Genomic DNA, 13,058 nt, shown 5'->3' on the forward strand with positions numbered 1-13,058 from the left:
AGATAATGAGTAGCGTAGATATTCTCGTTCCCGACCTGCCTGAATCGGTTGCCGATGCCTCTGTGGCAACCTGGCACAAAAAACCAGGCGATGCCGTCACTCGCGATGAAGTGCTGGTCGAAATCGAAACCGACAAAGTCGTGCTGGAAGTGCCAGCCTCTGCGGACGGTATCCTGGAAGCGGTTCTGGAAGAAGAGGGCGCCACCGTCACTTCCCGCCAGATCCTGGGTCGTCTGAAAGAAGGCAACAGCGCGGGTAAAGAGAGCAGCGCGAAGTCTGAAAGCAAAGAGTCTACCCCGGCTCAGCGTCAGACTGCGTCACTGGAAGAAGAGAGCAACGATGCGCTCAGCCCGGCTATCCGCCGCCTGATTGCAGAGCACAATCTCGATGCCTCGCAGATCAAAGGCAGCGGTGTTGGCGGACGTCTGACCCGTGAAGATGTTGAAAAACATCTGGCCAATAAGCCGCAGGCTGCCAAAGCTGCCGCGCCAGCTGCTGCTGCACCACAGCAACCAGTTGCTAACCGCAGCGAAAAACGCGTGCCGATGACGCGTCTGCGTAAGCGTGTTGCCGAGCGTCTGCTGGAAGCGAAGAACAGCACTGCAATGCTGACCACCTTCAACGAAATCAACATGAAGCCCATCATGGATCTGCGTAAGCAGTATGGTGAGGCGTTCGAGAAGCGTCACGGTGTACGTCTGGGCTTTATGTCCTTCTACATCAAAGCGGTTGTTGAAGCGCTGAAACGCTATCCGGAAGTGAATGCGTCAATCGATGGGGAAGATGTGGTTTACCACAACTACTTCGACGTCAGCATCGCGGTCTCTACGCCACGTGGTCTGGTTACGCCGGTCCTGCGTGACGTTGATGCGCTGAGCATGGCGGACATCGAGAAGAAAATCAAAGAGCTGGCAGTGAAAGGCCGTGACGGCAAGCTGACAGTGGAAGATCTGACCGGCGGTAACTTCACCATTACCAACGGCGGCGTCTTTGGTTCACTGATGTCCACCCCGATCATCAACCCACCGCAGAGCGCCATCCTGGGCATGCACGCCATCAAGGATCGCCCGATGGCGGTCAATGGTCAGGTTGTGGTGCTGCCAATGATGTATCTGGCGCTCTCCTACGACCACCGTCTGATCGATGGACGTGAATCAGTGGGTTATCTGGTTGCAGTGAAAGAGATGCTGGAAGATCCGGCGCGTCTGCTGCTGGATGTCTGATTTTCACCGGGCGCGCTTCGCGCGCCCAACCTCAATACTCTTTTCAGACCTGAATGGATAGAACATCATGAACTTACACGAATACCAGGCGAAACAACTGTTTGCACGGTATGGCATGCCGGCACCAACGGGTTACGCCTGTACTACACCACGTGAAGCGGAAGAAGCAGCCTCTAAAATTGGCGCAGGCCCGTGGGTAGTTAAATGTCAGGTTCATGCCGGTGGCCGCGGTAAAGCGGGCGGTGTGAAAGTGGTTAACAGCAAAGAAGAGATTCGCGCATTTGCTGAAAACTGGCTGGGTAAACGCCTGGTGACCTATCAGACAGATGCAAACGGCCAGCCGGTAAACCAGATTCTGGTTGAAGCGGCGACCGATATCGATCAGGAGCTCTATCTGGGCGCCGTGGTCGATCGCGCAACGCGTCGCGTGATTTTCATGGCCTCAACTGAAGGCGGCGTGGAAATTGAAAAAGTTGCGGAAGAGACCCCGCATCTGATCCACAAAATGGCGTTGGATCCCCTGACGGGCCCACAGCCTTATCAGGGCCGTGAGCTGGCGTTCAAACTTGGCCTGACCGGCAAGCTGGTAGGACAGTTCACCAAGATCTTCATGGGTCTGGCGACCCTGTTCCTGGAGCGTGATTTGGCGATGGTTGAGATCAACCCGCTGGTGATCACTAAGCAGGGCGATCTGATCTGCCTGGATGGCAAACTGGGTGCCGATGGCAATGCCCTGTTCCGTCAGCCAGAGCTGCGCGAAATGCGCGATCCAAGCCAGGAAGATCCACGTGAAGCGCATGCGACACAGTGGGAACTGAACTATGTTGCACTGGAAGGCAACATCGGTTGTATGGTTAACGGCGCAGGTCTGGCGATGGGCACCATGGACATCGTTAAGCACCACGGCGGTCAGCCAGCCAACTTCCTTGATGTCGGCGGCGGCGCAACCAAAGAGCGCGTGACCGAAGCCTTCAAAATCATCCTGTCTGACGATGCGGTTAAGGCCGTTTTCGTTAACATCTTCGGCGGTATCGTACGCTGTGACCTGATTGCCGACGGCATCATCGGCGCAGTTGCTGAAGTGGGTGTGAACGTGCCAGTGGTGGTACGTCTGGAAGGTAACAACGCCGAGCTGGGCGCCCAGAAACTGGCGGACAGCGGTCTGAACATCATTGCAGCAACCAGCCTGACAGACGCCGCACAGCGTGTTGTTGCTGCCGCGGAGGGTAAATAATGTCCATTCTGATCGACAAAAACACCAAAGTCATTTGCCAGGGTTTCACCGGTGGCCAGGGGACTTTCCATTCTGAGCAGGCGCTGGCCTACGGCACCCAACTGGTTGGCGGCGTGACGCCAGGCAAAGGTGGCACGACTCACCTCGGCCTGCCGGTGTTTAACACCGTACGTGAAGCGGTAGAAGCGACTGGCGCAACCGCCACCGTGATCTACGTACCGGCACCCTTCTGTAAAGATGGCATCCTGGAAGCGATCGAAGCGGGCATCAAACTCATCATCACCATCACCGAAGGTATTCCGACACTGGATATGCTGACCGTGAAAGTGAAGCTGGATGAAGCAGGCGTGCGGATGATCGGTCCAAACTGCCCGGGTGTTATCACCCCAGGCGAATGTAAGATCGGCATCATGCCGGGCCACATTCACCAGCCGGGCCGTGTCGGTATCGTGTCACGTTCAGGCACCCTGACTTATGAAGCGGTCAAGCAGACCACTGACATCGGCTACGGCCAGTCAACCTGCGTCGGCATCGGCGGTGACCCGATCCCAGGCTCTAACTTCATCGACATCCTGAAAATGTTCCAGGATGATCCACAGACTGAAGTTATCGTGATGATCGGTGAGATCGGCGGTAGCGCAGAAGAAGAAGCGGCAGCCTTCATTAAAGAGCACGTGACCAAACCGGTTGTAGGCTACATCGCTGGTGTGACCGCGCCAAAAGGCAAGCGTATGGGCCATGCGGGCGCTATCATTGCCGGTGGTAAAGGCACAGCAGATGAGAAATTTGCTGCGCTGGAAGCGGCCGGCGTGAAAACCGTTCGCAGCCTGGCGGACATCGGTGACGCGGTTAAAGCCGTATTACCCATTAAATAAGTCAGCGTCATCTGAAACTAAGCCACCTCTGGGTGGCTTTTTTTTGCTGATTACTCATGGGCATTACGCAGGCAGTTAAAGAGAAGAGGGCGCTGTTAAATAACCTGCTCGCTGTTCATCACGTTAAGAAAAAGTGGCAAAGGTAAACTATTTCTTCACGCCTTATTTCATTAGTGACATCTCATTAACAAGAAACCCGCCTGACTCTATCTGGAAACTTATTACGTTAATCCAGATCAATAAATCACGTTTTATATCCAACTATATCTCTGGCAAAGCGCGACGCTAAAGGCGTAAATTGCGCTGCATCAATCCAGCCTTTTACACAAATTTTCAAACGTCTGCTCAACCCGGGATGACACCCACTTTCCTCCTGTTAAAGCACGCGTTAATGAAAACGCGGATTGACAATTTTCAGAGCTGCTTCATTCGCTACTCGCCTTTTCGGGCAGCTCACAGACCTGTTCTGCTGGTAATAAAAAACTGGAATCAATAAACAGTCGTTCCTGACTCTGATTACGTTCGATCTGATCGCGCGCGTGATGGAGACAAAGCGAGGAGCAAGGAGTCCTTATGTTAGATATCGTCGAGCTGTCGCGGTTACAGTTTGCCTTAACGGCGATGTACCATTTTCTGTTTGTCCCTTTAACGCTGGGTATGGCGTTCTTGCTGGCGATCATGGAAACGGTATATGTCCTGAGCGGCAAACAAATTTATAAAGATATGACGAAGTTCTGGGGCAAGTTATTTGGTATTAACTTCGCGCTGGGTGTCGCTACCGGCCTGACCATGGAATTTCAGTTCGGGACGAACTGGTCATATTACTCTCATTACGTCGGCGATATCTTCGGTGCGCCGCTCGCCATTGAAGGTCTGATGGCGTTCTTTCTGGAATCGACCTTTGTCGGCCTGTTCTTCTTTGGCTGGGATCGGCTGGGCAAAGTGCAGCACCTCGCAGCCACCTGGCTGGTGGCGCTGGGCTCAAACATGTCGGCGCTGTGGATTCTGGTCGCTAACGGCTGGATGCAGAACCCTATCGCCTCGGAGTTCAACTTCGAAACTATGCGCATGGAGATGGTCAGCTTCTCTGAGCTGGTGTTGAACCCGGTAGCACAGGTGAAATTCGTTCACACCGTCGCGGCCGGTTACACCACGGGCGCGATGTTTATTATGGGCATCAGCGCCTGGTACATGCTGAAAGGCCGCGACTTCGCCTTTGCTAAACGCTCGTTCGCCATCGCGGCCAGCTTTGGCATGGCGGCGGTGCTGTCCGTGATCGTGCTGGGTGATGAGTCCGGTTACGAAATGGGTGACGTGCAGAAAACCAAGCTGGCGGCTATCGAAGCCGAGTGGGAAACCCAGCCGGCTCCGGCGTCATTTACCCTGTTTGGCCTGCCCGATCAGGCAACTCAGGAGAACCGATACGCCATTCAGATCCCCTGGCTGCTGGGCCTGATCGCTACCCGATCGACCGATACGCCGGTGACCGGCCTGAAGGAACTGATGGCGCAGCATGAAGTGCGCATCCGCAACGGCATGAAAGCCTATGCCCTGCTGAATGAACTGCGCGGTGGCAGCCAGGATCAGGCGGTACGTGACGCGTTCAACAGTCACAAGCAGGATCTCGGTTACGGTCTGCTGCTGAAACGCTATACCGATAACGTGGCGGATGCGACTGAAGCACAGATCAAGCAGGCGACGCAGGACTCAATCCCGCGTGTCGCGCCGCTTTATTTCGCCTTCCGCATCATGGTGCTGTGTGGCGTCCTGCTGCTGGGCATTATCGCACTGGCGTTCTGGAGCGTGTTGCGTAACCGCATCGGCAAAAATCGCTGGTTACTGAAAGCGGCGCTGTTTGGTATCCCGCTGCCGTGGATCGCGATCGAATCAGGCTGGTTCGTGGCTGAATATGGTCGTCAGCCCTGGGCTATCGGTGAAGTTCTGCCAACCGCCGTGGCGAACTCTTCTCTGACCGTTGGCGATCTGCTGTTCTCGATGATCCTGATCTGCGGACTCTACACGCTCTTCCTGGTGGCTGAGATGTACCTGATGTTTAAATTCGCCCGCCTTGGGCCGAGCAGCCTGAAAACCGGGCGTTATCATCATGAGCAGATTACAGCAATCACTCAGCCGGTTCAGGGATAAGGAGAACGACGATGTTTGATTATGAAGTTCTGCGCTTTGTCTGGTGGCTGTTGATTGGCGTGCTGCTGATCGGCTTTGCCGTCGCAGATGGTTTTGATATGGGCGTCGGCATGCTGACGCGCATTCTGGGCCGCACCGATACTGAACGTCGCATTATGATTAACAGTATCGCCCCGCACTGGGATGGCAACCAGGTCTGGCTGATCACGGCCGGTGGCGCACTGTTTGCTGCCTGGCCGATGGTCTACGCGGCGGCCTTCTCAGGCTTCTATGTGGCGATGATTCTGGTGCTTGCATCGCTATTCTTCCGTCCGGTCGGCTTTGATTACCGCTCGAAGATTGAAGACAACCGCTGGCGCGGTGCCTGGGACTGGGGCATTTTCATTGGCAGTTTCGTGCCACCGCTGGTGATTGGCGTGGCATTTGGCAACCTGTTACAGGGCGTGCCGTTCCATGCCGATGAGTATCTGCGTCTGTTCTATACTGGCAACTTCTTCCAGCTGCTGAATCCGTTTGGTCTGCTGGCCGGCGTGGTCAGCGTGGCGATGATTCTGGCACAGGGCGCAACCTATCTGCAGATGCGAACTACCGGCGAACTGCATCTGCGTTCTCGCATTGCAGCTCAACTTGCTGCCCTGGTGATGATGATCTGCTTCATCCTGGCGGGTGTCTGGGTGAAATATGGTATCGATGGCTATGTGGTGACCAGCACGATGGATCACTTCGCCGCCTCAAACCCACTGGGTAAAACCGTGGTGCGTGAAGCGGGTGCCTGGTTGGTTAACTTCCAGAACCATCCTGTGCTGTGGCTGTTCCCGCTGCTGGGCGTGGTGCTGCCGCTGCTGACCATACTCTGCTCGCGGGTTGAGAAGGGCGCCTGGGCGTTCCTGTTCTCCTCACTGACGCTGGCCTGCGTCATCATGACCGCCGGCATTGCGATGTTCCCGTTCATCATGCCATCCAGCACCGTGCCGGGTACCAGCCTGACGATGTGGGATGCAACGTCCAGCCTGCTGACGCTGCAAACGATGACTGTTGCCGCCGCTATCTTTGTCCCAATCATTCTGATTTACACCACCTGGTGCTACTGGAAGATGTTTGGACGTATTACCAAAGAGCATATTGAAAGCAACAGTCACTCACTCTATTAATCAAGGAGATGTCGCATGTGGTATTTTGCCTGGATTCTCGGCACGTTGCTGGCCTGTGCCTTTGGTATCGTGACCGCGCTGGCGATTGAACACGTTGAAGCGCAGGATGAGCCTCACTGATGCGTACGCCAATTCGGATGCTGTATGATCTGATGGATAAGGGCCCGTTACGGGCCCTTTCACTGCTGCTGGCGCTGCTGACGGCAGGCGGCGTGATGTGGGATCCGACCCGCTTTGCTAACCACGCGGGACAGCTGCCCGCGCTGCAGGGGCTGGTTCTGATCTGGGCGGTCTGCAGTGGCGTGATCCACGGTGTGGGGTTCCGGCCACAGCAAACACGATGGCAGGCGCTGTTTAGCCCGTTACCCGCCATGCTGGTTCTCTTTGTTGCGCTTTACCGTTTTTACCTTTAACACCCCACCTCACCGGCGTTGTCAGTGAATATTTGTCAGCGTCTGGTCAATAAATCTCCCTGAAATCGTTCCATTTGTTACGGAGCGATAATTATTTTCACCTGGCTCTGACGAGCCATTCCCAACCCCAATTCTCTTGCGTATAGTAGCAACGTTTAAAACGAGGCCGGGATGTAGAGTGAGTACAACGCTGTTTCGCTGGCCGGTTCGGGTCTACTACGAAGATACTGATGCCGGTGGTGTGGTTTATCACGCCAGCTATATCGCTTTTTATGAACGAGCACGTACCGAAATGTTGCGACAGCACCATTTCAATCAGCAGACGCTGTTAGAACAGCAGATCGCTTTTGTGGTGCGGCGCATAACAGTGGACTATCTTGCGGCTGCGCGTCTTGATGACCTTCTGGAGATCCAGAGCGAGGTCACCTCAATGACTCGGGCTACCATGACGTTCACTCAGCGTATCGTGAATACCGAAGGCAAAGTGCTCAATGAGGCAGAAGTCCTGATTGCCTGCATTAACCCTCATCTAATGAAGCCGATTGCGCTTCCCAAGTCTATTGTCGCGGAGTTCAAGCAGTGACTGACATGAACATTCTTGATTTGTTCCTGAAGGCGAGCCTTCTGGTCAAACTTATCATGTTGATTTTGATCGGCTTTTCTATTGCCTCCTGGGCCATCATTATTCAGCGCACACGTATTCTGAATGCGGCGGGAAGAGAAGCTGAGGCATTTGAAGACAAATTCTGGTCCGGCATCGAACTCTCGCGCCTCTATCAGGAGAGCCAGGAGCGCCGGGAAGAGCTGGGCGGTTCGGAGCAGATTTTCTACTCCGGCTTCAAAGAGTTCGCCCGCCTGCATCGCGCCAACAGCCATGCGCCGGAAGCGGTCATTGATGGTGCCAGTCGTGCGATGCGCATCTCTATGAATCGTGAGCTGGAAGCGCTGGAAAACCACATCCCGTTCCTCGGCACCGTCGGTTCAATCAGTCCTTATATCGGGCTGTTCGGTACCGTCTGGGGGATCATGCACGCCTTTATCGCGCTGGGTGCGGTGAAGCAGGCGACGCTGCAGATGGTCGCACCGGGTATCGCTGAAGCACTGATTGCGACCGCAATCGGTCTGTTTGCCGCGATTCCGGCGGTGATGGCGTACAACCGTCTGAACCAGCGCGTGAACAAACTGGAGCAGGGCTACGACAACTTCATGGAAGAGTTCACTGCCATTCTGCATCGCCAGGCTTTCTCCAGCGATAGCGCTAAGTAAATAGAGGTTAATGATGGCCAGAGTACGTGGTCGCAAACGCCGCGACCTGAAGTCGGAAATCAACATCGTTCCGCTACTGGACGTCCTGTTGGTGCTGCTGCTGATCTTCATGGCAACGGCGCCCATTATTACCCAGAGCGTGGAAGTGGATCTGCCTGATGCGACCGACTCTAAAACCGTTTCCAGCGATGATAATCCGCCGGTGATTGTTGAAGTGGCGGGTGTGGGGCAGTACAGCCTGGTGGTGGATCACGATCGTATGGATCAGCTCCCGCCAGAGCAGGTGATCAGCGAAGCGCAGCGTCGACTGGAAGCGAATCCTAAGACGGTCTTTTTGATCGGGGGCGCGAAAGAAGTGCCTTACGATGAAATTATTAAAGCGCTCAACCTGCTGCACCAGGCGGGTGTTAAATCTGTCGGTTTGATGACGCAGCCGATTTAAAATCGAACCGTTTTTTGGGAACCGAGTGTGTCAAAGGCAACCGAGCAAAACGAGAAGTTAAAGCGCGCGATAATCATTTCGGTGATTCTGCATATCGTGCTGATCGCGCTGCTGATTTGGAGCTCGTTTAATGAGCACGTTGACCCCAGCAGTGCGGGTGGCGGAGGCAGCGATATTGATGCAGTGATGGTCGATCCCGGTGCCGTCGTGAGTCAATACAATCGTCAGCAGAACCAGCAGAGCGACAGCCAGCGGGCTGAGCAGCAGCGTACAAAGCAGGCGCAGCAGCAGGCTGAAGAGCTACAACAGAAACAGGCTGCTGAACAGCAGCGACTGAAAGCGCTGGAAAAAGAGCGTTTAGCCGCGCAGGAAACCGCGAAAGAAGAAGCTAAACAGCAGGCTGAGCAGCAGAAAGCGGCAATTGATGCCGCTAAACAGGCTCAGGAACAGCAGAAAACCGCCGAAGCGGCAGCAGCTAAAGCTAAAGCGGATGCGAAAGCACAGGCGGACGCTCAGGCTAAAGCGACTGCTGAGCAGGCGAAGCAGGCCGCAGCCGAAGCAAAGAAGCAGGCTGATCAGCAGGCGAAAGCCGCTGCTGCTGCGGCGGCAAAAGAGAAAGCCGTTGCGGAAGCGAAGGCAAAATCTGAAGCGGATGCTAAAGCGGCGGCTGAGGCCAAAGTGAAAGCAGCTGCGGATGCCAAAGCCAAAGCGGCCGAAGAAGCGAAACAGAAAGCTGCAGAAGCCAAAGAAAAAGCAGCAGAGGCGGCGAAAGAGAAAGCCGCTGAAGCCGCGAAAGAGAAAGCTGAAGCCGCTAAAGAGGCTGCCAAAGAGAAAGCTGAGGCTGCTAAAGAGAAGGCCGAAGCGGCTGCTAAGGCGAAAGCCGATGCGGCGGCCAAAGCGAAGGCAGAGGCTGCCGCTAAAGCCAAAGCAGATGCCAAGGCGAAAGCTGCCGCCGATGCGGCCAATGACAGCGATGTCGATGATTTGCTGGGTGGACTCACTTCCGGTAAAAATGCACCGAAAAGCGGCACCTCAGGTGGCGCAGCAGGGCAGGGAAACCAGAAGAAAGCGGGTGCATCGGGAGCGGAAATTAACTCTTACATGGGTCAGGTTGTGAGTGCGATTCAGAGCCGATTCTATGATGCAGATCTGTATCGCGGAAAAACCTGTGATTTGCGGATTAAACTTGCGCCTGATGGCTTGTTGATTGATGTTAAGTCAGAGGGTGGCGATCCCGCGCTCTGTCAGGCCGCGATTGCTGCCGCAAAACAGGCACGTATTCCGAAGCCGCCTTCGCAGGCGGTCTACGAAGTGTTTAAAAACGCCCCAATGCGTTTTAAACCGCAATAATGCAGTAACGGGCGGCAAGTTGATCTATGTTTAGCGTGCCGTACTTAAGTTGTACTCGTGGTTTCCAGGAACAGTGCCAATTATCGTGGACTGAGGTTCAGATAAGGGAGATAAAATGAAGCAAGCTCTTCGCGTTACGTTAGGCTTTTTTATCCTGCTGTGGGCAGCCATGCTGCATGCAGAAGTTCGAATTGAGATCACCCAGGGTGTCAACACTGCGCGCCCGATTGGCGTGGTGCCGTTTAAATGGGCCGGTGCTGGCGCAGCGCCGGAAGATATCGGCGGCATCGTTGCAGCTGACCTGCGCAACAGTGGCAAATTTAATCCACTGGATCGCTCGCGTCTGCCACAGCAGCCTGCCAGCGCACAGGAAGTTCAGCCTGCCGCCTGGAGCGCACTCGGCATCGACGCCGTTGTCGTCGGGCAGGTTGCTTCTAACCCGGATGGCAGCTATCAGGTCTCTTACCAGCTGGTCGATACCGGCGGTGCGCCGGGTACTGTGCTGGCACAGAACTCTTATAAAGTGACTAAGCAGTGGCTGCGTTATGCCGCTCACACTGCCAGTGACGAAACGTTCCTGAAGCTGACTGGTATCAAGGGCGCTTTCCGTACCCGTATCGCCTATGTCGTGCAGACTAACGGCGGCCAGTTCCCGTATGAGCTGCGTGTTGCTGACTACGATGGTTACAACCAGTTTGTCGTGCATCGTTCACCACAGCCACTGATGTCGCCAGCCTGGTCTCCGGATGGCAGCAAAGTTGCCTACGTGACCTTTGAAAGCGGCAAATCTGCGCTGGTGGTACAGACGCTCTCTAACGGTGCAATCCGTCAGGTCGCCTCTTATCCGCGTCACAATGGTGCCCCGGCATTCTCGCCAGATGGCTCTAAGCTCGCTTTCGCGCTCTCTAAAACCGGTAGCCTGAACCTCTATGTGATGGATCTGGCTTCAGGTCAGACGCGTCAGGTGACGGATGGTCGTTATAACAGTACTGAACCGACCTGGTTCCCGGACAGCCAGACACTGGCTTATACCTCCGATCAGGCGGGTGCCCCTCAGATTTATAAAGTCGGTCTGAATGGCGGCACGCCACAGCGTATTACCTGGGAAGGTGGTCAGAACCAGGATGCGGATGTCGCAACAGATGGTAAATCTATGGTGATGATTAGCACCAACGGTGGTGCTCAACACGTCGCCAAACAGGATCTGGAAACGGGAGCCGTTCAAACGTTAACGGACACGTTCCTGGATGAAACGCCGAGCCTGGCACCAAACGGTACAATGGTAATCTACAGCTCTACTCAGGGTATGGGTTCCGTGTTGCAGTTGGTTTCAACCGACGGCCGTTTCAAAGCGCGTCTTCCGGCAACTGATGGACAGGTAAAATTTCCTGCCTGGTCGCCGTATCTGTAATGTCTGACAATTCAGGCATCGCAAACAATAAACAATAATGGGATTTTTGAAATGCAACTGAACAAAGTGCTGAAGGGTTTGATGCTGGCTCTGCCGGTTCTGGCAGTAGCGGCTTGTAGCTCACACAAAAACAACAACAATGACCAGACTGGCTCAGGCGCTGATGGCGCTTACGGTGCAAATTCTGGCATGAACGGCAACGGCGGCAACATGTCTTCTGACGAGCAGGCTCGTCTGCAGATGCAGCAGCTGCAGCAGAACAACATCGTGTACTTCGGCCTGGACAAGTATGACGTTCAGTCTGATTACGCACAGATGCTGGATCAGCACGCGACCTTCCTGCGCAGCAACCCATCATACAAAGTGACCATCGAAGGTCATGCGGATGAGCGCGGTACGCCGGAATACAACATCGCCCTGGGCGAACGTCGTGCTAGCGCCGTTAAAATGTACCTGCAGGGCAAAGGCGTGTCGGCTGATCAGATGTCTATCGTTTCTTATGGTAAAGAGAAGCCAGCCGTTCTGGGTCATGACGAAGCAGCATATTCTAAAAACCGTCGTGCCGTTCTGGTCTACTAAGAGAATCACATGGTTAGTAACTTCAGACGTCATCTGTTGAGTCTGTCGTTACTGATTGGCGTAGCGGCCCCCTGGGCCGCTAATGCCCAAGCGTCAATCAGTAGCGTTGGCTCCGGCTCGGTCGAAGACCGTGTCACCACTCTTGAACGAATCTCTAATGCCCAGGCACAGCTGATGCAGCAATTGCAGCAGCAGATGAGCGATAACCAGCGTGATATTGATGCGCTGCGTGGGCAAATCCAGCAAAACACGTATCAGTTGAATCAGGTGGTTGAGCGGCAGAAGCAGCTTTACCAGCAGATTGACACGCTGAGCAGCGCCAGCAGCGGCGGGCAACAGGCAGCCGGCAGCGATGCCGCAGCGGATACAGGCGCAGCAGCAACCGCAGGCGCGGCAGCATCATCGGAGAGCGCTCCAGCGCAGACCGGTGACGCTAACAGCGATTACAATGCGGCTGTGGCGCTGATTCTGGAGAAGAAACAGTATGACCAGGCGATCAGCGCGCTTCAGGCGTGGGTTAAACGTTACCCTGATTCAACCTATCAGCCAAATGCGAATTACTGGCTGGGTCAGCTGAATTACAACAAAGGCAAAAAGGACGACGCGGCTTATTATTACGCCACGGTAGTGAAAAACTATCCGAAGTCGCCGAAAGCTGCAGAAGCGTTGTTGAAAGTAGGTGTGATCATGCAGGAGAAAAAAGACACGGCGAAAGCCAAAGCGGTCTTCCAGCAGGTGATTAAACTTTATCCAGACACCGAATCTGCTAAACAAGCTCAGAAACGTCTGAGTGGCCTGTAATTTGTCCGGTTCAGACCAGATATCGTGTGATTTCTGGTCTTGCCGTATGAAAGGTAAGCAACTGAAGCATTTAGCAGAAATAAGAGTTGCGCTACCCCGCTAAATCAGTAATATATGCCGCCGTTGCCGGGACACATTGAAAAGTGTCTGGTAAGCCTGAAGATGGGT

General features: G+C 54.6%; 14 protein-coding genes. All 14 read left to right on the top strand.

Annotated features, from left to right (window positions below; all coding sequences use genetic code 11):
* Positions 1 to 5: 5 nt before the first annotated feature.
* A complete protein-coding gene (odhB, locus tag AC2LB6_RS14495) occupies positions 6 to 1,223 on the top strand; it encodes a 2-oxoglutarate dehydrogenase complex dihydrolipoyllysine-residue succinyltransferase (protein ID WP_490094040.1) in 1,218 nt (405 codons plus the stop codon).
* A 67-nt stretch (positions 1,224 to 1,290) separates the two neighbouring features.
* Positions 1,291 to 2,457, top strand: a complete 1,167-nt coding sequence (gene sucC / locus AC2LB6_RS14500; RefSeq protein ID WP_003853151.1) for an ADP-forming succinate--CoA ligase subunit beta — start codon at positions 1,291 to 1,293, stop codon at positions 2,455 to 2,457.
* The gene (gene sucD, locus AC2LB6_RS14505; protein ID WP_090962952.1) at positions 2,457 to 3,332 is read left to right on the top strand and encodes a succinate--CoA ligase subunit alpha; all 876 of its coding nucleotides are present in this window, start codon (positions 2,457 to 2,459) and stop codon (positions 3,330 to 3,332) included. Before sucC ends, sucD begins: the two co-directional genes overlap by 1 nt.
* A gap of 573 nt (positions 3,333 to 3,905) precedes the next feature.
* The gene (gene cydA / locus AC2LB6_RS14510; protein WP_490094041.1) at positions 3,906 to 5,477 is read left to right on the top strand and encodes a cytochrome ubiquinol oxidase subunit I; all 1,572 of its coding nucleotides are present in this window, start codon (positions 3,906 to 3,908) and stop codon (positions 5,475 to 5,477) included.
* Positions 5,478 to 5,488: 11 nt separating this feature from the next.
* A complete protein-coding gene (gene cydB, locus AC2LB6_RS14515) occupies positions 5,489 to 6,628 on the top strand; it encodes a cytochrome d ubiquinol oxidase subunit II (protein WP_490094042.1) in 1,140 nt (379 codons plus the stop codon).
* A gap of 15 nt (positions 6,629 to 6,643) precedes the next feature.
* Positions 6,644 to 6,748 carry a cytochrome bd-I oxidase subunit CydX gene (cydX, locus tag AC2LB6_RS14520; protein ID WP_072040350.1) on the top strand — a complete coding sequence of 35 codons (105 nt, stop codon included), beginning with the start codon at positions 6,644 to 6,646 and terminating at the stop codon, positions 6,746 to 6,748.
* Positions 6,748 to 7,041 (top strand): cyd operon protein YbgE, encoded by a 294-nt coding sequence (gene ybgE, locus AC2LB6_RS14525; protein WP_490094043.1) that lies wholly within the window; start codon positions 6,748 to 6,750, stop codon positions 7,039 to 7,041. Before cydX ends, ybgE begins: the two co-directional genes overlap by 1 nt.
* Positions 7,042 to 7,219: 178 nt before the next feature.
* Positions 7,220 to 7,624 carry a tol-pal system-associated acyl-CoA thioesterase gene (gene ybgC, locus AC2LB6_RS14530; protein ID WP_003853144.1) on the top strand — a complete coding sequence of 135 codons (405 nt, stop codon included), beginning with the start codon at positions 7,220 to 7,222 and terminating at the stop codon, positions 7,622 to 7,624.
* Positions 7,621 to 8,307 carry a Tol-Pal system protein TolQ gene (gene tolQ / locus AC2LB6_RS14535; RefSeq protein WP_010260762.1) on the top strand — a complete coding sequence of 229 codons (687 nt, stop codon included), beginning with the start codon at positions 7,621 to 7,623 and terminating at the stop codon, positions 8,305 to 8,307. The genes ybgC and tolQ overlap by 4 nt, the downstream gene beginning before the upstream one ends.
* Positions 8,308 to 8,320: 13 nt before the next feature.
* Entirely contained in the window at positions 8,321 to 8,749 is a 429-nt protein-coding gene (gene tolR / locus AC2LB6_RS14540; RefSeq protein WP_003853140.1) for a colicin uptake protein TolR, read from the top strand.
* 27 nt (positions 8,750 to 8,776) lie between these two features.
* Positions 8,777 to 10,099, top strand: coding sequence for a cell envelope integrity protein TolA (gene tolA / locus AC2LB6_RS14545; protein ID WP_490094044.1), 1,323 nt, complete (start codon positions 8,777 to 8,779; stop codon positions 10,097 to 10,099).
* A gap of 115 nt (positions 10,100 to 10,214) precedes the next feature.
* Positions 10,215 to 11,510: a Tol-Pal system beta propeller repeat protein TolB gene (gene tolB, locus AC2LB6_RS14550; protein WP_490094045.1), complete on the top strand. Its 1,296-nt coding sequence runs from the start codon at positions 10,215 to 10,217 to the stop codon at positions 11,508 to 11,510.
* 51 nt (positions 11,511 to 11,561) lie between these two features.
* Positions 11,562 to 12,089: a peptidoglycan-associated lipoprotein Pal gene (gene pal / locus AC2LB6_RS14555; protein WP_090962904.1), complete on the top strand. Its 528-nt coding sequence runs from the start codon at positions 11,562 to 11,564 to the stop codon at positions 12,087 to 12,089.
* A 9-nt stretch (positions 12,090 to 12,098) separates the two neighbouring features.
* Complete coding sequence (gene cpoB, locus AC2LB6_RS14560) at positions 12,099 to 12,890, top strand: cell division protein CpoB (protein WP_490094046.1); 792 nt, start codon at positions 12,099 to 12,101, stop codon at positions 12,888 to 12,890.
* The last annotated feature ends 168 nt before the right edge of the window (positions 12,891 to 13,058 follow it).

The sequence above is a fragment of the Pantoea sp. RCC30.1 genome, from assembly GCF_058148845.1.